At 68.1% G+C, this 16524-nt stretch carries 22 protein-coding genes; 12 read left to right on the plus strand and 10 right to left on the minus strand.

What is annotated here, in order from left to right:
- Positions 1–153 precede the first annotated feature (153 nt).
- Positions 154–504, plus strand: a complete 351-nt coding sequence (locus tag Q8Q88_RS01490) for an Hpt domain-containing protein (protein WP_305673428.1) — start codon at positions 154–156, stop codon at positions 502–504.
- Here the strand turns inward: Q8Q88_RS01490 and Q8Q88_RS01495 are convergent.
- Together Q8Q88_RS01495 and gcvA are read right to left on the minus strand one after the other, a co-directional pair.
- Positions 477–809 carry a chorismate mutase gene (locus Q8Q88_RS01495; protein WP_305673429.1) on the minus strand — a complete coding sequence of 111 codons (333 nt, stop codon included), beginning with the start codon at positions 807–809 and terminating at the stop codon, positions 477–479. The two genes, Q8Q88_RS01490 and Q8Q88_RS01495, sit on opposite strands and share 28 nt — an antisense overlap.
- Before the next feature lie 12 nt (positions 810–821).
- A complete protein-coding gene (gcvA, locus tag Q8Q88_RS01500; RefSeq protein WP_305673430.1) occupies positions 822–1778 on the minus strand; it encodes a transcriptional regulator GcvA in 957 nt (318 codons plus the stop codon).
- A 176-nt stretch (positions 1779–1954) separates the two neighbouring features.
- On the opposite strand from gcvA, the gene cobA reads away from it, so the two are divergent.
- From cobA to Q8Q88_RS01530, 6 genes are read left to right on the plus strand one after another with little or no spacing between them, the layout of a single operon-like run.
- On the plus strand, positions 1955–2803 hold the full coding sequence (cobA, locus tag Q8Q88_RS01505; protein ID WP_371129796.1) for a uroporphyrinogen-III C-methyltransferase: 849 nt from the start codon (positions 1955–1957) through the stop codon (positions 2801–2803).
- On the plus strand, positions 2800–3156 hold the full coding sequence (locus tag Q8Q88_RS01510; RefSeq protein ID WP_305673431.1) for a DUF2849 domain-containing protein: 357 nt from the start codon (positions 2800–2802) through the stop codon (positions 3154–3156). The genes cobA and Q8Q88_RS01510 overlap by 4 nt, the downstream gene beginning before the upstream one ends.
- A 15-nt stretch (positions 3157–3171) precedes the next feature.
- Positions 3172–4827 carry a nitrite/sulfite reductase gene (locus Q8Q88_RS01515; protein WP_305673432.1) on the plus strand — a complete coding sequence of 552 codons (1656 nt, stop codon included), beginning with the start codon at positions 3172–3174 and terminating at the stop codon, positions 4825–4827.
- Positions 4811–5311: a DUF934 domain-containing protein gene (locus Q8Q88_RS01520; protein WP_305673433.1), complete on the plus strand. Its 501-nt coding sequence runs from the start codon at positions 4811–4813 to the stop codon at positions 5309–5311. Before Q8Q88_RS01515 ends, Q8Q88_RS01520 begins: the two co-directional genes overlap by 17 nt.
- Before the next feature lie 5 nt (positions 5312–5316).
- On the plus strand, positions 5317–6054 hold the full coding sequence (locus tag Q8Q88_RS01525; RefSeq protein WP_305673434.1) for a phosphoadenylyl-sulfate reductase: 738 nt from the start codon (positions 5317–5319) through the stop codon (positions 6052–6054).
- 25 nt (positions 6055–6079) lie between these two features.
- Positions 6080–6892: a ferredoxin--NADP reductase gene (locus Q8Q88_RS01530; RefSeq protein WP_305673435.1), complete on the plus strand. Its 813-nt coding sequence runs from the start codon at positions 6080–6082 to the stop codon at positions 6890–6892.
- On the opposite strand, the gene Q8Q88_RS01535 is transcribed toward Q8Q88_RS01530, so the two are convergent.
- A complete protein-coding gene (locus tag Q8Q88_RS01535) occupies positions 6859–7422 on the minus strand; it encodes an AAA family ATPase (protein ID WP_305673436.1) in 564 nt (187 codons plus the stop codon). The two genes, Q8Q88_RS01530 and Q8Q88_RS01535, sit on opposite strands and share 34 nt — an antisense overlap.
- 89 nt (positions 7423–7511) lie before the next feature.
- Positions 7512–7997 carry a 3D domain-containing protein gene (locus tag Q8Q88_RS01540; RefSeq protein ID WP_305673437.1) on the minus strand — a complete coding sequence of 162 codons (486 nt, stop codon included), beginning with the start codon at positions 7995–7997 and terminating at the stop codon, positions 7512–7514.
- Positions 7998–8166: 169 nt separating this feature from the next.
- Between Q8Q88_RS01540 and Q8Q88_RS01545 the strand changes: the two genes are divergently transcribed.
- The 3 genes from Q8Q88_RS01545 to Q8Q88_RS01555 are packed head-to-tail and all read left to right on the plus strand — an operon-like array spanning position 8167 to position 10209.
- Entirely contained in the window at positions 8167–8748 is a 582-nt protein-coding gene (locus tag Q8Q88_RS01545) for a glutathione S-transferase family protein (RefSeq protein WP_305673438.1), read from the plus strand.
- Positions 8749–8758: 10 nt separating this feature from the next.
- Positions 8759–9760: a S1/P1 Nuclease gene (locus tag Q8Q88_RS01550; RefSeq protein ID WP_305673439.1), complete on the plus strand. Its 1002-nt coding sequence runs from the start codon at positions 8759–8761 to the stop codon at positions 9758–9760.
- Complete coding sequence (locus Q8Q88_RS01555) at positions 9760–10209, plus strand: NUDIX domain-containing protein (RefSeq protein ID WP_305673440.1); 450 nt, start codon at positions 9760–9762, stop codon at positions 10207–10209. The genes Q8Q88_RS01550 and Q8Q88_RS01555 overlap by 1 nt, the downstream gene beginning before the upstream one ends.
- Here Q8Q88_RS01555 and Q8Q88_RS01560 read toward each other — a convergent pair.
- The gene (locus Q8Q88_RS01560; RefSeq protein ID WP_305673441.1) at positions 10151–10642 is read right to left on the minus strand and encodes a low affinity iron permease family protein; all 492 of its coding nucleotides are present in this window, start codon (positions 10640–10642) and stop codon (positions 10151–10153) included. The genes Q8Q88_RS01555 and Q8Q88_RS01560 overlap by 59 nt on opposite strands.
- A gap of 90 nt (positions 10643–10732) precedes the next feature.
- Between Q8Q88_RS01560 and folD the strand changes: the two genes are divergently transcribed.
- On the plus strand, positions 10733–11629 hold the full coding sequence (gene folD / locus Q8Q88_RS01565) for a bifunctional methylenetetrahydrofolate dehydrogenase/methenyltetrahydrofolate cyclohydrolase FolD (protein ID WP_305673442.1): 897 nt from the start codon (positions 10733–10735) through the stop codon (positions 11627–11629).
- Here the strand turns inward: folD and Q8Q88_RS01570 are convergent.
- Genes Q8Q88_RS01570 through Q8Q88_RS01585 form a run of 4 tightly spaced genes read right to left on the minus strand, consistent with a single transcriptional unit; the run spans position 11626 to position 15138 of the window.
- The gene (locus tag Q8Q88_RS01570; protein WP_305673443.1) at positions 11626–12261 is read right to left on the minus strand and encodes an ABC-type transport auxiliary lipoprotein family protein; all 636 of its coding nucleotides are present in this window, start codon (positions 12259–12261) and stop codon (positions 11626–11628) included. The genes folD and Q8Q88_RS01570 overlap by 4 nt on opposite strands.
- A complete protein-coding gene (locus Q8Q88_RS01575) occupies positions 12258–13196 on the minus strand; it encodes an MlaD family protein (RefSeq protein WP_305673444.1) in 939 nt (312 codons plus the stop codon). Before Q8Q88_RS01575 ends, Q8Q88_RS01570 begins: the two co-directional genes overlap by 4 nt.
- Entirely contained in the window at positions 13196–14014 is an 819-nt protein-coding gene (locus Q8Q88_RS01580; protein ID WP_305673445.1) for an ABC transporter ATP-binding protein, read from the minus strand. The genes Q8Q88_RS01575 and Q8Q88_RS01580 overlap by 1 nt, the downstream gene beginning before the upstream one ends.
- The gene (locus Q8Q88_RS01585) at positions 14011–15138 is read right to left on the minus strand and encodes an ABC transporter permease (protein WP_305673446.1); all 1128 of its coding nucleotides are present in this window, start codon (positions 15136–15138) and stop codon (positions 14011–14013) included. The genes Q8Q88_RS01580 and Q8Q88_RS01585 overlap by 4 nt, the downstream gene beginning before the upstream one ends.
- Before the next feature lie 256 nt (positions 15139–15394).
- On the opposite strand from Q8Q88_RS01585, the gene Q8Q88_RS01590 reads away from it, so the two are divergent.
- Positions 15395–15715: a hypothetical protein gene (locus Q8Q88_RS01590; protein ID WP_305673447.1), complete on the plus strand. Its 321-nt coding sequence runs from the start codon at positions 15395–15397 to the stop codon at positions 15713–15715.
- On the opposite strand, the gene Q8Q88_RS01595 is transcribed toward Q8Q88_RS01590, so the two are convergent.
- The gene (locus Q8Q88_RS01595) at positions 15712–16524 is read right to left on the minus strand and encodes a transglutaminase family protein (RefSeq protein WP_305673448.1); all 813 of its coding nucleotides are present in this window, start codon (positions 16522–16524) and stop codon (positions 15712–15714) included. The two genes, Q8Q88_RS01590 and Q8Q88_RS01595, sit on opposite strands and share 4 nt — an antisense overlap.

The raw sequence follows: 16524 nt of genomic DNA on the forward strand, positions 1-16524 counted from the left end.
TCGAACCTACGACCCGCTGATTAAGAGTCAGCTGCTCTACCAACTGAGCTATGCACCCATTCGTCGTTCGGGACCTGTCGAGCCCCGGCGGCGAGGGCGCGGAACATACTTGAAGCGCGGCCGAAAGCAAGGCGTGGGGACAAGGGAAATTTCATGGCCAGGCGAGACCTCACCGGAGCGGTGAATTTCCGTTACCTGGAAGACTTTGCACGCGGCGACGAGGCGATGATCGACGAGGTCCTGGCCCTGTTCCGCGAACAGGCCGACATGTGGTCGGGAATGCTGGATCCGGCCTCCGAAGGCTGGCGCGATGCGGTCCACACCATCAAGGGGGCGGCGCGGGGCGTGGGAGCCTTCGATCTGGGCGACGTATGCGCCGCGGCCGAAGAGTCGGGACCAACGGGCCTGGACGCCGTGCGCGACGCCCTGGACCTAGCCCTGGCCGATATCGCCGCCTACGCCCACGAGCGGGCGATTCAGTCGCTGCGCGCGCCGCGCAACTGATCCCAGACGCCGAACTCATAGGCGATGCAGCGGTCGATCAGTAACCGCCACACTGGTTCGGCTATGCCTTCCGAGAGGCCGGCCTCGCGGGCGTTCGCCTTCACCTTGGCGACCACGTCCTCGATGCGGGCGGTGTCCAGCACCGTGGCGCGGTCGGTCTTGATGCGGGCGGCGGCGTCCATGTAGCGCTGGCGCTCGGCCAGCAGCAGGACGAGGGCGCGGTCCAAGGCGTCGACGCCCTTGCGGACGTCGACCATGGTCTCGCAGTCGGCGGGGAGGGGCCGATCTTCGGTCAACAGGGTCATGGGGCTCTAGGACTAAATCCCGGCGCCATTGTCCAGGCTTCTCAGCGCCGCCTCGTGCGCCTCGGCCTCTGCGGCGATCCAGTTGATGAAGGCCTTGACCTGCGGCAGGCGGCCCTTGGCCTTCGGATGGACCACGTAATAGGCGAAATCCACCGTGGTCGTGATGTCCAGCGGGGTGATCAGCCGGCCGGCGTCCAGGTCGGCCTGGGCCAGGGTGCGCTTGGCCAGCGCCACGCCGCGGCCGTTGAGCGCCGCCTCGATCACCAGGCTCGACTGGTTGAACCGGGGACCGCGTGCGCCGTCGATGCTGCGCAGGCCCCGCGCCGCCAGCCACATGGTCCAGTCGGGGCAGGAATCGTCGGGTTCCGGCGAGCCGTCGTGCAGCAGGATGTGGTTGGCGAGATCGGCTGGGGAGTTCAGCGGCTGGGATTCGGCCAAGGCCGGGCTCAGGACCGGGATCACGGTCTCGCCGATCAGCCGGCGGACCTCCAAGCCCGGATAGCGCCCGGCGCCGTAGCGGATGGCCACGTCCACCTCGCCGGCGGTCAGATCGACCAGTTCCAGGCCGGCCGACAGCCAGACGTCGACCTGAGGATGCAGTTCCTCGAACCGTCCCAGGCGCGGCACCAGCCACTTGGCCGCGAAGGAGGGGGCGGCCGTGAGGGTCAGGCGCCGGCCGTCAACGGCGGCGGTGAGCATGGAGGCGGCCTCGGCCAGGCGGTCGAAGGCTTCGCGCAGGGCGGGCAGGGCGGTCTGGGCCGCGTCGGTCAGCAACAGGCCCTTGGGCGTGCGCTTGAACAGCGCCGCGCCGACATACTCCTCAAGGTTCTGAATCTGCTGGCTGACCGCGCCGGGCGTCACCGAAAGCTCGTCGGCGGCGCGTGAGAAATTCAGGTGCCGCGCGGCGGCCTCAAACGCCCGCAGGGCGTTGAGTGGCGGCAAACGGCGGCGCTCGGTGTTTCTCTCCATCAAGTTTTCCTGACAGCCCCGGCAGAAGTCCTTGGGTTGCGAATTGGGGCCTCGGCGACCAGTTTGCAACCGTCCGCAGTCGTATCGGCCCTTTCGTCGGCGGGCAAACCGGCGGGGCGGGCGCCAGCCCGTCCCGCTCCGATTTCAGAGTTTAGCCTTTAGAGAACCTAAAGCCTATGTCCCAAAACAAGCCCAAGGCGAAGGAGACCAAGCGCCTCGTCGTCCTCGGCGGACGGGGCGATCGCGCGGCCGGAACCGTTTGGCTGGTGGGCGCGGGTCCGGGCGATCCAGACCTGTTGACGATCAAGGCCTTGAAGGTCCTGCAGACCGCCGACGTCGTGGTGCACGACGGCCTGGTCTCCGACGAAATTCTCGACCTGGCGCCCTCGCGGGCGCGGCGGATTTCGGTGGCCAAGCGCAAGTCGCGCCATTCCTACGCCCAGGACGAAATCAACAGGATGCTGGTCGCCTTCGCCCAGGACGGCCTGACCGTCGTGCGGCTGAAGGGCGGCGACCCGTTCATCTTCGGACGGGGCGGCGAGGAGCTCGAGGCCTGCCGGGCCGCGGGCGTCGAGTGCAAGGTCGTTCCCGGCGTCACCGCGGCCCTGGCCGCCGCCGCCGACGCCGGCGCGCCCCTGACCCATCGCGGCTCGGCCCAGGCTGTGACGTTCGTCACCGGCCATGCCTCGACCGGCCGGGTTCCGGATTTGGACTGGCCGAGCCTGGCCAAGGCCAACCAGACCGTCGTGATCTATATGGGCGTCTCGACCGCGGCGGGGATCTCCGCGCGCCTGATCGGCGCCGGCCGGGCGGGCTCCACCCCGGCCCTGATCGTCGAGAACGCCAGCCGCGCCGACGAGCGCCGCGTGGTCACCACCCTGGCCGCCCTGCCGGACGCCGCCGCCCAGGTGGCCGGACCGGCCCTGCTGATCGTCGGCGAGGCCATGGCGCTCGCCCAGGCGGGGACCGCCGGAATTGTCTCACATGTCGAGGCTCGCGGCCGCGAGCGGGGAGTGAAGTCTTGAAAGCCCTGACCGCAAACCGGCTGGACGACGGCGAGGTGGTGTTCTGGAAGTCCGGGCGCTGGGTCGAGCGGTTCGCCGAGGCCGAGCTGTTCGCCGACCCCGAGACCGGCGAGGCCGCCGAGGCCCACGCCAAGAACCAGCCGACCGCCGTGGTCGACGCCTATCTGATCGACCTGGTGGAGAGCGAGGGCCTGTGGGCGCCGCTCAGCTACCGCGAACGCATCCGGGCGCTCGGCCCCACCAACCACCTCGGCCACGGCAAACAGGCCGAGGGCGGGGCGGCCATCGAGGCCCTGCAGCACGCCTCGGGCGCGGCGCGCTCGACCGGCCGCGTCAACCTGATCAAGCGCTAGGAGAGGAGGGAGCCAATGTACCAGTACGACACCCTCGATAAGGAATTCCTGGCCGACCGCGCCGCCGAGTTCCGCGAACAGGTGGCCCGCCGCCTGGCCGGCGAGATCACCGAAGACCAGTTCAAGATGATCCGGCTGATGAACGGCCTCTATCTGCAGCTCCACGCCTACATGCTGCGGGTGGCGATCCCCTACGGCTCGCTGAATCCGGTCCAGCTCCGCGCCCTGGCCGAGATCGGCCGCAAGTACGACAAGGGCTACGGCCACTTCACCACGCGCCAGAACCTGCAGTTCCATTGGATCAAGCTGGCCGACACCCCGGCGATCCTGGACGAGCTGGCGGCTGTGGACATGCACGCCATCCAGACCAGCGGCAACTGCATCCGCAACGTCACCGCCGACCCCTATGCCGGCGCCACGGCGGAAGAGATCGACGATCCGCGCGTCTGGTCTGAGGCGATCCGCCAGTGGTCCAGCCTGCACCCGGAATTCTCGTTCCTGCCGCGCAAGTTCAAGATCGCCATCACGGCCTCGGCCAAGGACCGCACGGCGGCTAAGGTGCACGACATCGGCTTGATGGTCCGCCGCGCCCGCGACGGGACCCTGGGCTTCGAGGTGATCGTCGGCGGCGGCCTGGGGCGCACGCCCTATGTCGGCCCGACCATTCGTGAGTTCCTGCCCGCCAACCGGCTGTTCTCGTACCTGGAGGCGGTGCTGCGGGTCTATAACCGCCACGGCCGGCGCGACAACAGCTACAAGGCCCGGATCAAGATCCTGGTCGCGGCCCTGGGCGCCGAGGAGTTCGCCCGTCAGGTCGAGGCCGAGTGGGAAAAGGTGGGCGCCGCCGGCGACCTGCCCGACACCGAGATCGCCCGCATTCGCGGCGCCTTCGCCCCCACCAGCTTTGACACCCTGGTCAATCGTTCGGAGGCCTTCGAGGAAGCCAAGGCGGCCGACCCGATCTTCGCCCGTTGGGCGCGCAACAACCTGCGCCCGCATAAGCGCCCCGGCTATTCCATCGTCGAGATCTCGCTGAAGGGTATCGGCGACACGCCCGGCGACGCCAGTTCCGACCAGATGGATCTGGTGGCGGACTTGGCCGAACGTTACGGCCAGGACGACATCCGGGTGACCCACGAGCAGAATCTGGTCCTGCCGCATGTGAAGCTGGACGACCTGGCCGTGGTCCATGCCGAACTGCGGCGCGCGGGCCTCGCCACGCCGAACGTCAACCTGATCTCCGACATCATCGCCTGCCCGGGGCTGGACTACTGCGCCCTGGCCAATGCGCGGGCGATTCCCATCGCCCAGGACATCGCGCGCAAGTTCGAGAACCAAGACCGCGCCGAGCTGATCGGCGAGCTGAAGATCAAGATCAGCGGCTGCATCAACGCCTGCGGCCACCACCACATCGGCCATATCGGCATCCTGGGCGTCGATAAGAAGGGTGAGGAGTTCTACCAGCTCACCCTGGGCGGCTCCGGCGCCGAGGACGCGGCGGTGGGCTCCATGCTGGGTCCGGCCTTGCCGGCCAACCGCGTGGCCGAGGCCATCGACGTCCTGGTCGACGTCTATCTGCGCGAGCGCCAGGACGAGGAGCGCTTCCTCGACACCGTGCGCCGCACCGGCGTCGCCCCGTTCAAGGAGGCCGTCTATGCCGACGCGAATTAAGCTTCAGGCCGACGGGACCTTCGTCCTGGCCGAGGACCCGTTCACCCACGTCGGCGACGACGCGGGCCTGCCCCCCGGCGACGTGATCATCTCGCTGACCCGCTTCCAGGCGGAGGGCGACCGGCTGCTGTCGGAAGGCCGTTCGGTGGGGGTGCGCATCGAGCCGGCCGAGGAGGTCGAGACCCTGGCCTACGACCTGCCGCGGATCGCGGTGGTGGCGGTGGCCTTCCCCAAGTACCGCGACGGTCGGGCCTATACCGCCGCGCGGCTGCTGCGCGAGCGCTACGGCTTCAAGGGCGAGATCCGCGCCGTGGGCGACGTCCTGCGCGAGCAGGCGGGCTTCATGGTCCGCACCGGCATGGACGCCTTCGAGCCCGCCGACGGCTCGACCCCCGAGCAATGGGCCCACGTCGCCCATCGTCAACGTCATGTCTATCAACGCGCCGCCGATAGCCGGCTTCCGGCCTTCGCGGAACGGGAGTGATGCGTATGGCTTTCGATAATATCGAGCGTCCCTCGCTCGCCGCCCGCCTGGACGCCGAACTGCGTCACGCCCATCCGGTCACCGTGCTGGAATCGGCGGTCGAGGCCTTCGGCGACAGACTGGCCCTGGTCTCGTCCTTCGGGGCGGAGTCGGTGGTGCTGCTGCACATGATCTCGAAGATCAAACCGGACACCCCGGTGCTGTTCCTCGACACCGGCATGCTGTTCGGCCAGACCCTCGACTATCGAAAGATCCTGGCGGCCAAGCTCGGCCTCACCGAGGTGCGCGACCTGCGCCCGCACTACCAGGACCTGGCCACCGCCGATCCCGAGGCCAAGCTCTGGCAGACCGACACGGACGCCTGCTGCAACGTCCGCAAGGTGATCCCGCTGGATCGCGCCCTGGCCGATTTCGACGCCTGGATCACCGGCCGCAAGCGTTTCCATGGGGGCGACCGTCTGTCGCTGCCGGTCGTGGAGCCGGCCGAGACCCAGGTGAAGTTCAACCCGCTGGCCAACTGGGGCAAGGCCGAGCTCGACGCCTATATGGCCGAGCATGACCTGCCGGCCCATCCGCTTGTGGCGCAAGGCTTCCCGTCGATCGGCTGCTGGCCCTGCACCAAGCCGGTGGAGGAGGGCGAGGACGTCCGCGCCGGCCGCTGGGCGGGCCAGGACAAGACCGAGTGCGGCATCCACGTCGCTCGCGCCCCCGGCGCGGTCACCAACGTCGGCGGCGACATTTGAACCGCCGATCAGCTAAAGTCGCATCATGACCGAGATCCTCGCCCCGGCCGCGCCGACCAAGAAAGCCGGCGCCTTCTTCACCGAGACCGTCACCTGGGTCCAGCACTGGACGCCGGAACTGTTCTCGTTCCGCACGACCCGCGACCCGAGCCTGCGCTTCCAGAGCGGCCAGTTCCTGATGGTCGGGCTGGAGGTCGACGGCAAGCCGCTGGTGCGCGCCTATTCGGTGGCCTCGCCGGCCTGGCACGACGAGCTGGAATTCTATTCGATCAAGGTCCAGGACGGCCCGCTGACCTCGCGCCTGCAGAAGATCAAGGTGGGCGACCAGATCCTGATCGGCCGCAAACCCACCGGCACCCTGGTGCTGGACGGCCTGAAGCCCGGCAAGCGGCTCTACATGCTGGGCACCGGCACGGGCCTGGCGCCGTGGCTCAGCCTGGCGCGCGATCCCGAGGTCTATGACCGGTTCGAACAGGTGATCGTCACCCACACTGTGCGCGCCGTCGCCGACCTGAACTATCGCGAGCTGTTCGAGCACGAACTGGCGCACGACGAAATCCTCAGCGAGGTGATCGGAGGCAAGCTTACCTACTACCCGACCGTGACCCGCGAGCCGTTCAAGACCCAGGGCCGGATCACCGACCTGATCGCGTCGGGCAAGCTGTTCGAGGACCTGGGCCTGCCGTCGCTGGACCCGGCCGTCGACCGCCTGATGCTGTGCGGCGGGCCATCGGTCCTGGCCGACCTCAAGGCGCTGCTGGAAGCCCGCGGCTACCAGGAAGGCTCCCTGGCCAATCCGGGCGACTACGTCCTGGAACGCGCCTTCGTCGAGACCTGATCGACGACCTTCAGTACGAACTCCGCCCGGTCCTCGACGCTGGCCAGGGGCAGGATCACCGGCTCGTAGGCCAGGTCGCGGCAGTTGGCGAGGATGAGGCTGTGAACCTGCGCGGATTCGTCGAAAGTCTGTTTTCTTTCAGTGTCCTGGCCGTAGATCTTGCGCCAGGGCGGCGGCACGAAAACCGTCCTGTTGTAACGCCGTGTCCTTAGCGCCTCGAGGTGCCAGGGCGGTGGAGTGAAATGCGGTCCGCCGGTGTCGGGAATGCCGCGGTCGAAGAACACCCGCTCCTGCACATCGATCATCGAGTCGAAGATGGCGATGTCCGCCCGCGCCGTGCGCTCGCCATAGGCCTGGACGTCGAGCCAGGGCAGGGCCGAGCCGCCGGCCGCGACCTCATCGCGGATCACCCGGCGATGGGTCTCCTCCACGCAGCGCTCGCCGCGGGCGCGCAGGTGCTCGATCAACGTGGTCTTGCCCACGCCGGGACCGCCGGTGAACAGGAAGAAGTTGGGTCTCGAGACGATCATGGGAGTCCTCAAGCCATCAAGATTTGCGCCGGCGCGAGGCGGCGGCGTTGGGTCGGGCTTGGGAACAGGATCGGGCGTCGGCGCCGGCCTCAGGCCGGGGGACAACCCTTGAACTCGCCGGCCTTGGCGACGGTCAGCTTGGCGAGGTTCAGCGCCATGAGCGGCCGCATCGAGGACGAGCCGCGGCCGGTATAGAGGTCGATCTTCTCGCCCTTGATCGCCCCGCCGGTGTCGGAGGCGTACCAGTAGCCGTCGTGCTTGGAGCCGTCGGGCATGGGCAGGCCGACGGTTTCCTTGATGTAGAGCTTCGTGCGGCGCGGGATCAGGTTGCGATCGATGGCCACGGTGCGCATGGCGACCACCTTGCAGCCCAGCGAGTCGAGGGCGCCCACGCCCTTGGCGCCGGCGTGGTAGAGCGTGGCCTTCAGGCGGAACTGGGGCGTGCCCGGCAGGGTCCCGGTCAGGGCCGAAACGATCAGGTCCCCAATGGGATCCGAGGATGGCTCAGCCTGTGCGGTGGAAGCGGCCCCGAAGAGAAGGGGAAGGGCGGCAAGGGCGGCGAGGCGACGTCGCATGACGGCGGCTCCTTCGTCGTTGATCTGTGCAGCAGGGTCTTGGGTACCCGGACTCAGGGTTGCGAGTCAAATCGGCTTGCAGGCCAGCTAACAGGAACCCCCGAAGAGCTTGGCTTGCGAACGGCTCGCCCTTGGCTATTGGATTCCTTGTCCAGCAAGGGAATTGGTCATGCGCATCTATGGCGACTCGATCTCCGGAAACTGCCTGAAGGTCAAATGGGCCGCGGACCATCTGGGCCTCGCGTACAACTGGATCGAGACCAGCGTTCTGCAGGCCGAGACCCGCACGGCGGAATTCCTGGCGCTCAATCCGGCCGGCCAGGTGCCCGCGGTGATTCTCGCCGACGGCCGACCGCTGGCCCAGTCCAACGCCATCATCCTGCACCTGGCGGAGGGCTCGGACCTGATCCCCGCCGACCCCTATGAGCGAGCGCGGATGCTGGAATGGATGTTCTGGGAGCAATACAGCCACGAGCCCTATGTCGCCGTGGCCCGCTTCCAGGCGCACTATCTCGGCAAGCCCGTCGCCGAGCTGGAACCCAAGCTGGTCGAGCGCGGGAACGGCGCCCTGCAGCGCCTGGAGGACGCCCTCGCGGACGGCGGCTTCCTGGTGGGGGGCCGGGTGAGCCTCGCCGACATCGCCCTGGTGGCCTACACCCGGGTCGCCGACCAGGGCGGCTTCGACCTGGACCGCTACCCGAACGTGCAAGCTTGGGTGAAGCGGGTGGAGGGCGCGCTCAAGATCGCCTAAACGGAGAGGCATGATCCGAGCTCTCGCCGCCGCTCTTGTCCTCGCCCTCGCGCCCGCCCAGGCCCTTGCCTGGGGCAATATGGGCCACCGCATCGTGGGCGAGTCCGCCATGCGCGCCCTGCCAGGCGAGGTTCCGGCCTTCCTGCGCAGGCCGCAGTCGGTCCGCGACGTGGGCGAACTGTCGCGTGAACAGGACCGCTCCAAGGGCTCGGGGCGGATTCACGATCACAACCGCGACGCCGGCCATTTCCTGGACCTGGACGACGACGGCAAGCTGCTGGGCGGCCCAGCTTTCCTGCCGTTGCCGGCGACCCGCGCCGACTATGAGAAGGCGCTGCAGGCGGCCGGGATCGACAGCTGGAAGGCCGGCTACCTGCCCTATTCGATCATCGACCAGCATCAGCAGCTGGCCAAGGATTTCGGCTACTGGCGGGTGTTGAGCTACGCTGCTGGGCGGGAGCGGAACAAGGTGCGCCGGGCCTGGCTCAACCGCGACCTGGCGCGGCGCGAGACCCAGATCCTGGCGACCATCGGACACCTGTCGCATTTCGTCGGCGACGGGGCTCAGCCGCTGCATGTCTCGGTGCACTACAACGGCTGGGGCGAGTACCCGAACCCCAAGGGCCACACGACCGCCAAGGTCCATGGCCCGTTCGAGAGCGAGTTCGTCTTCGCCAATGTCGACCCGCTGAGTATCGACGCCAAGATGGCGGCGCCGGTCGACTGCAGGTGCCCGGTCGAGCAACGGACGACAGACTACCTGGTCGCCACCAGCCGCCTCGTCGTCCCGTTCTACGAGATGGAGAAGGCCGGTGGGTTGCGGCCCGGCGACCCACGCGGCGTGACCTTCGCCAGCGAGCGCCTGGCGGCTGGGGCGTCGGAACTGCGCGACATGGTGGTCGCGGCCTGGCGGGCCAGCGCCAAGGTCACGGTCGGCTGGCCGGTGGTGCGGGTGGACGAGGTGCTGGCCGGCAAGGTCGATCCCTACGACGCCCTCTACGGCAAGGACTGATGCGGGCCGTCCCGCAGTTCGGCGAACGAGTCGGCGGCCGGGTCTATGCCGACCGTCCGGCCGCCTTCGGGATCGCCGAGCGCGATGGCAAGATCGCCCTGGTGCGGATCGAAAAGCCGGACGGCGCGGTGTGGCGTGACCTACCCGGCGGCGCGGTCGATCCCGGCGAGACTGCCGAGCAGGCCGTGGTCCGCGAGTACGGCGAAGAGGCGGGCCTGAGGATCGCGGCCGGGCAGAGCTTCGCCGAGGCCGACCAGTTCTTCCTCAACACGGAGGGCAAGGCGTTCAACAATCGGGGAACGTTCTTCGCCGTGCTGATCGAGGCCGAGGCTCCGGGTCTCAAGGTCGACGACGACCACACCCTGATCTGGATCGATCCGACGGAAGCGATCAGGACTTTGCGGCACGAGGCGCACGCCTGGGCTGTGGGCGCTTGGCTGCGCCGTTAGACGACAGCGAGGCGGACATCTTAGGGTGGCCGGACACCCTGGCGCTGGGATGGCGGACCTTATGGGGCGCCGTCGAACTCCGGAGCTGCGGGGCGAGGGCGTCAAGTTCCTTCAGGAGCAGCTCGAGCTCCTCTTGCGGCAGGTTCTCGATGCCGATGAAATAGTTGTCGCACTCAGAGACCCGGATCAGCTCGTCCAGCTTGGCGTGGATGGCGTTGTTGTCGCGGTTCTGGGTGTTCTGGATCAGGAACACCATCAGGAAGGTGATGATGGTGGTCCCGGTGTTGATCACCAATTGCCAGGTGTCGGAGAAGCCGAAGACCGGCCCCGAGAACGCCCAGAGGACCACGATGGTGCAACAGCCGATGAACACCACCGGGTGTCCGGTCCAGCGCGAGATCGCCGAAGCGAACCGCGTGAAGGTCTTGCTCAATCTCGACATCATCCTTGGCGCCCCTCGTCATTGCGTGGCCGGGCCTGAACGGCTAGTGCACGGCCCAGTTCCGACCGCGCGCGAGGGTGAATGTCGCAGGCTCAGATCATCGACGGCAAGGCCACGGCTGAACGCATCCGGGCGGAGGTCGCCGTCGAGGTGGCCGAGCTGAAGGCGAAGCACGGCCTGACGCCGGGGCTGGCGGTGGTGCTGGTCGGCGAGGATCCCGCCAGCCAGGTCTATGTGCGCTCCAAGGGCGAGCACTCGAAGGCCGTCGGCATGCATTCGGTGACCCACCTGTTGGCCGCCGACACACGCCAGGATGACCTGCTGGCCCTAGTGGAGACCCTGAACCGCGATCCGGCCATTCACGGCATACTGGTGCAGCTTCCCCTGCCGAAGGGCCTCGACGAGAAGGCGGTGATCACCGCCATCGATCCCGCCAAGGACGTCGACGGCCTGCATCCGATGAACATCGGCCTGCTGGCCCAGGGCCAGAAGGCGCTGGTCCCCTGCACGCCGCTGGGCTGCATGATCATGCTCTCCGACGTCCTGGGCGACCTGACCGGCAAGCGCGCGGTGGTGGTCGGCCGTTCGGTGCTGGTGGGCAAGCCCATCGCCCAGTTGCTTCTGGCCGCCGACTGCACCGTGACCATCGCCCATTCGCGTACCCGTGACCTGGCCGCCGTCTGCCGCGAGGCCGACATCCTGGTGGCCGCCGTGGGCCGACCACAAATGATCAAGGCCGACTGGATCAAGCCGGGCGCGGCGGTGATCGATGTGGGCATCAACCGGGTGCCGTTCCGTGACCCGGTCAAGGCCGCCGCCGGCAAGACCAAGATCGTTGGCGACGTGGCCTACAAGGAAGCCTTGGCCGTGGCCGGCCACATCACGCCGGTGCCCGGTGGCGTCGGCCTGATGACCGTGGCCTGCCTGCTGAGGAACACCCTCACCGCCGCCAAGCGTATCGCCGGCCTCGATACCTAGGCGGGGGCCGCCCCGGTGCGGTTGGTCCAGGCGACCAGGCCGTTCAGCGCTTCGCCCACGGCTTGATCGAAGGCCGCCACGATGGCCGAGACCCGGTTGTCGCCGGCCCGCACCTGGGCTTCGATGAGATCGGACCCGGCCGGGGTGCGGTCGGGTCGGGTCAAGGCGACCCGGAGGCTCACCACCACCAGCGGCGCGGCCTTGGGACCGCGGTCATAGACCGCCTCGAAGCGGGTGACGTCGACGCGCAGGGAATAGTCGGCCTTGGCGGTCTGGCCGCGAGAGATCAGCCGCGCGGCGCCGCTGTTTGTGTCGAAGGCCTGGGCCAGGGCCTCGTCGAACAGGGTCACGGCCGGGGCCACCCAGCGCGAATTGGCCACATAGGCCACCTCGCCGCCGTCGACGGTCAGGATTCGGTCGCTCGAGGCCGCGCGGGTGAAGCTTCCGCCGCCGCGCACGACGCCGAACTGGCCGCCCGGGCGGCCTGCGCTCTGCTCCGCCGTCGGCGCGGCGGCGTCGAACCTGTAGAGCTGGGCGGGGTCGCTCTTCGGGAACAGCGAGACGCAGCCACCGAGCGAAAGGGCGAGCGCCGCGGCGCCCAGCGCCCCGAGAGAGCGGGTGAGGGCGCTCATGGCTTGATCTCCACTTCCTGGGCCGCCGGCTTGCCGACCAGGCCGCGGGGGTTGGTTTCGATGTCGCGGATCAGCCGGTCGAGGGACTCGGCCGTTTGCTGCAGGGCTGCGACCGAGGCCGTGAGCTGCGGCAGTCCGTTGGTGGCGAAGTCGCTGGTGGGGCCCTCCAGCTTGCCGACCATGACGCGCAGGTCCTTGGTCGCGGCACGGGCCTCCTCGGCGGCGTCGGCGACGTTCTTCATGGTGCGCTTGCCGTCGCCGTCGACCAGTTGCTGGCTCGACTGCGACAGGGTGGCGATCTGCTGGGCCGCCGCGTCGATGCTGCGCAGGGCGCTCTGGGCGTCGGCGATCACCGCCTTGCGTTCGCGCATCTCGGCGGTGAAGGACTGGGTGTCGCCGACTACGCCGCTGAAGGCCCTGATATTCTGGTCCGAAAGCACCCGGTTGACCCGGTCCAGAGCCTCGACGGTTCGGGTCAGCACGGTGCCGCCGCCCTCCAGAAGGTCGGCCAGGGCGCTGCGCTGAGTGCGCAGTTCGGGAACCTCATTGGGCGGGTAGACCTCCTTGAGCAGCTTCTTCGACGGCGTGCCTGCGGTGATCTGGATGTAGTTGACCCCGGTGATGCCCTGAGGCTCCAGCGTCCCGTAGGAGTCGACGCGGATGGGCACGTCGGAGGAGACGCGGGCGCGGGCGATCACCCGATTGGGATTGGCGGGATCGAGCTGGATCTTGGTGACCTCGCCCACCTTGATGCCGTTGAAGTGCACCTCGCCGCCCTGCGACAAGCCGCGCACGGGGCCCTGGAAGACGATATCGTAGAGGTCGTAGTCCTGGGCGAAGCTCAGGCGCGCGAGCCAGACGCTGAAGATCACCAGTCCGAGGAACAGGATCAGGGTCGAGAGGCCCACCAGGGCGTAGTTGGCGTCTTTTTCCATCAGTTCACCATTGCGGCTTTGTGCGCCTTGACCGCGGCGCGCCCGCGCGGGCCCAGGAAGTATTCACGGATCCAGGGATGGTCGGAGGTCTCCAGCGTCTCCACCGGCGCGTGCGCCACGACCTTCTTGTCGGCCAAGACCGCGACGCTGTCGGTGATCGTGTAGAGGCTGTCCAGGTCGTGGGTGATCATGAAGACGGTCAGGTCCAGGCTGTCGGAGAGGTCCTTGATCAGCTCGTCGAACGAGGCCGCGCCGATCGGGTCGAGGCCGGCGGTCGGCTCGTCAAGGAACAGCAGCTCGGGGTCCAAGGCCAGGGCGCGGGCGAGGCCGGCGCGCTTGCGCATGCCGCCCGACAGTTCCGACGGCTTCAGGCTTCCAGCCTCGGGCGGCAGGCCCACGAGGGCGATCTTCAGGTCGGCGAGCTGGGCCACGATTCGGCGGGGGATGTCGGTGTGTTCGTACATCGGCGCCGAGACGTTCTCGCGCACGGTGAGGTTGGAGAACAGGGCTCCTTGCTGGAACAGCACGCCCCATTGCCGCTCGATGGCCGACCACCTGCGGCGCGAGGCCCGCTGGATGTCCTGCCCGAACACCCGGACCGTCCCGCCGTCGGGGACCTTCAGCCCGATGATGGTGTTCAGCAGCACCGATTTACCGGTTCCCGAGCCCCCGACCACGCCAACCACGTCGCCGCGTTTGACGACGAGGTCGAGGCCGTCATGGATCACCCGGTCGCCGAACTTCGACACCAGGCCATGGACCTCGATGGCCGGACCCGTGGTCGGCAGGACGTCCTCCGGATGCGGTTCGGCGCTCAAAGGTCCAGCTCCATGTAGATCAGGGCGAAGATCGCATCGATCAGGATGATGGCGAAGATGGCGTGGACCACCGCGGCGGTTACGCGCCGGCCCAGGGATTCCACATCGCCCCCGACCTCCAAACCCTGGCGGCAGCCGATGCCGGCGATCACCGCGGCCATGACGGGGGCCTTGGACAGCCCGATCCAGAACTGGGTCACGCCGACATTGTCGACGATCCGCTGCAGGAAGAACGAGGGGCCCAGATCCAACGCCGTCCAGGTGACCAGTAGGCCGCCGAACAGGCCGGCCAGGGTGGCCACGAAGGTCAGCAGCGGGATGGTCAGCAACAGGGCCGCGAAGCGGGGGAAGACCAGGGCCTCGAACGGATCGACGCCGAGAACCTGCATGGCGTCGATCTCCTGGTTCATCTTCATCGAGCCGAGTTCGGCGGCGAAGGAGGAGGCCGATCGGCCGGCGAGCAGCACGGCGGTGATGATGATGTTGAACTCGCGGAGCACCGCGATGCCGATCAGCTCCACCGCGAAGACCTCGGCCCCGAACTGGCGCAGCATGTTGGCCCCCAGCAGGCCCACCACGGCGCCGATGAAGAACGCGGTGGTGGCGACGATGGGAATGGCGTCCAGGCCGGCCCGCTCCATCAGCGAGACGATCGGCGCCCAACGGACCCGCTTCGGATTGGTGAACAGGTAGACGAAGGTCCGCCCCACGGCGACCAGCAGGTGGCCCACGAAGACCAGGGTCTCGAAGATCTCCCGGCCGAGGTTGAACACCCCCTTGCCGATGCGGATGGTCATTTCGTGGAAGCCGCGCGGCGGCGGCCGGGTCGCCGGCTTGGCCGCGGCCGCGGCGCCGACCAGCTGCAGCAGCCGCAGCGATTCCGGGCGGCCGGAAATGTGGTCAGGGTTGATGTGGCCGTCGGTCGCGCGAATCACCGCGAACGCGCCGGCCGTGTCCAGCCGGCCCACCCCGGTCAGGTCCAGGGATTTGGCGGCCTTCTCGACGATGGCTTCGTAGAGGTCGCGCGCCGCCTCGCCGATGGAGGTCGCTGTCCAGTCGCCGGTCAGGACGGCCCTGGGACCGTCGGCGGCGTCGACAAGTCTGAACTCGGCGGGGCGTTCCATACGATGGTGTATAGCCTCGAACCTGGGGAGCGGGGTTGAGTCGACGTCCCTCAGCGTCAATCTAGCAGAGCTGCGCCCGGACCCGGAACGCCTTATGGCGCAGGTTGTTCCGCGCGGTGGATTAGCTGCCCGCCTCGCGACTTGGTGATGGTTTGTCGCGGCGGTTGGTCTATATTTCGCCCCACTCGCACGGTTATCACGAGCCGGGGGCGGGTCCGTCCGACCCCGGAGTGTCCGTCCAGGTCGGGAGCGTGGTTTGACCCGTCAAATCGAGATCGTCGGTAAGTCCGGCAACCGTTATCGTTACACATCGCTGGAAGAGGATCGCATCCTGCCGCCCGCGGGCGCGAACTACATCATCGCCAAGCCAGGCTCGCAGGGGGTCGATATCCTCTATGTGGGCGAGACCGACAGCCTGGCCCGCACGGTCTGGCGCGACCAGTTGGCCCGCGCCAAGGACACCTATGGCTCCGAGGTCGACGTCCTCACCCGCCTCAACGTCCGCAGCGCGGTGCGCATGGCCGAGCGCGAGGACCTGATCGAGGAATACCAACCTCCGATGAACGGCCGAGCCTAAGCCGCTTCCGGCAGGTCGTAGGCGGTCACCTTGAAGCCGGCCAGGTTCGCCTGGCCGAAGGTGTTGGCTATGGCCACATCGACGGCGTCGCGACCACGGGCGATCAGGACCCTACCGATGCGCGGGCGGTTGTTGCGCGCGTCGAAAGTGTACCAGCGACCGCCCAGATAGACCTCGAACCAGGCGCTGAAATCCATCACGCCGATGGTCGGCACGCCGATGTCGCCCAGATAGCCCGTGCAGTAACGCGCCGGGATGTTCATGCAGCGGCAGAAGGCGATGGCCAGGTGGGCGTAGTCGCGGCAGACGCCGACGGCTTCCGCATGGGCCTCGTAGGCGGTCTTGGTCGGCCGCGCGTGCTGGTAGTCGAACCGGATGTGATTGTGGACATAGTCGACGATCGCCTGGACCCGAGCCCAGCCGGTCGGGGTGTTCTCGAACAGCCTCCAGGCCATGTCGCTGAGCCGGTCGGTCTCGCAATAGCGGCTGCCCAGCAGGAAGATCAGCACGTCGTCCGGCAGGTCCTGGACCGGCATCTGCGGCGCCTCCGGAGCATAGTCATCCACCAAGCCCGAATCGCGGATAACGAAATCCGCCGACAGGGTGAGCCGGCCCGCGGGGGCCAGGATCCGGCTGCAGATGTTGCCGAAGCCGTCGAGGTATTGGCGCACGTCCAAAGGCGGATCGGTCCGCACCCAGTCTGGGGTCTCCAAGTCGCCGCGCCGCGAGGGATGCACGCTCAGGGTCAGCATCATGGGGACCGGCGCCGGGCAGTCATAGGTGATCTCGAAGCCCGTCTGGATGCGCAT

It is taken from the genome of Phenylobacterium sp. (assembly GCF_030697925.1).
GTDB lineage: Bacteria > Pseudomonadota > Alphaproteobacteria > Caulobacterales > Caulobacteraceae > Phenylobacterium.

Excerpts from the sequence above, each read along its gene's own strand:
- Q8Q88_RS01490 (WP_305673428.1), top strand. The coding sequence starts at position 154 with ATGGCCAGGCGAGACCTCACCGGAGCGGTGAATTTCCGTTACCTGGAA.
- Q8Q88_RS01495 (WP_305673429.1), bottom strand. The coding sequence starts at position 809 with ATGACCCTGTTGACCGAAGATCGGCCCCTCCCCGCCGACTGCGAGACC.
- gcvA (WP_305673430.1), bottom strand. The coding sequence starts at position 1,778 with ATGGAGAGAAACACCGAGCGCCGCCGTTTGCCGCCACTCAACGCCCTG.
- cobA (WP_371129796.1), top strand. The coding sequence starts at position 1,955 with ATGTCCCAAAACAAGCCCAAGGCGAAGGAGACCAAGCGCCTCGTCGTC.
- Q8Q88_RS01515 (WP_305673432.1), top strand. The coding sequence starts at position 3,172 with ATGTACCAGTACGACACCCTCGATAAGGAATTCCTGGCCGACCGCGCC.
- Q8Q88_RS01520 (WP_305673433.1), top strand. The coding sequence starts at position 4,811 with ATGCCGACGCGAATTAAGCTTCAGGCCGACGGGACCTTCGTCCTGGCC.
- Q8Q88_RS01525 (WP_305673434.1), top strand. The coding sequence starts at position 5,317 with ATGGCTTTCGATAATATCGAGCGTCCCTCGCTCGCCGCCCGCCTGGAC.
- Q8Q88_RS01530 (WP_305673435.1), top strand. The coding sequence starts at position 6,080 with ATGACCGAGATCCTCGCCCCGGCCGCGCCGACCAAGAAAGCCGGCGCC.
- Q8Q88_RS01535 (WP_305673436.1), bottom strand. The coding sequence starts at position 7,422 with ATGATCGTCTCGAGACCCAACTTCTTCCTGTTCACCGGCGGTCCCGGC.
- Q8Q88_RS01540 (WP_305673437.1), bottom strand. The coding sequence starts at position 7,997 with ATGCGACGTCGCCTCGCCGCCCTTGCCGCCCTTCCCCTTCTCTTCGGG.
- Q8Q88_RS01545 (WP_305673438.1), top strand. The coding sequence starts at position 8,167 with ATGCGCATCTATGGCGACTCGATCTCCGGAAACTGCCTGAAGGTCAAA.
- Q8Q88_RS01550 (WP_305673439.1), top strand. The coding sequence starts at position 8,759 with ATGATCCGAGCTCTCGCCGCCGCTCTTGTCCTCGCCCTCGCGCCCGCC.
- Q8Q88_RS01555 (WP_305673440.1), top strand. The coding sequence starts at position 9,760 with ATGCGGGCCGTCCCGCAGTTCGGCGAACGAGTCGGCGGCCGGGTCTAT.
- folD (WP_305673442.1), top strand. The coding sequence starts at position 10,733 with ATGTCGCAGGCTCAGATCATCGACGGCAAGGCCACGGCTGAACGCATC.
- Q8Q88_RS01570 (WP_305673443.1), bottom strand. The coding sequence starts at position 12,261 with ATGAGCGCCCTCACCCGCTCTCTCGGGGCGCTGGGCGCCGCGGCGCTC.
- Q8Q88_RS01575 (WP_305673444.1), bottom strand. The coding sequence starts at position 13,196 with ATGGAAAAAGACGCCAACTACGCCCTGGTGGGCCTCTCGACCCTGATC.
- Q8Q88_RS01585 (WP_305673446.1), bottom strand. The coding sequence starts at position 15,138 with ATGGAACGCCCCGCCGAGTTCAGACTTGTCGACGCCGCCGACGGTCCC.
- Q8Q88_RS01595 (WP_305673448.1), bottom strand. The coding sequence starts at position 16,524 with ATGCGCATCCAGACGGGCTTCGAGATCACCTATGACTGCCCGGCGCCG.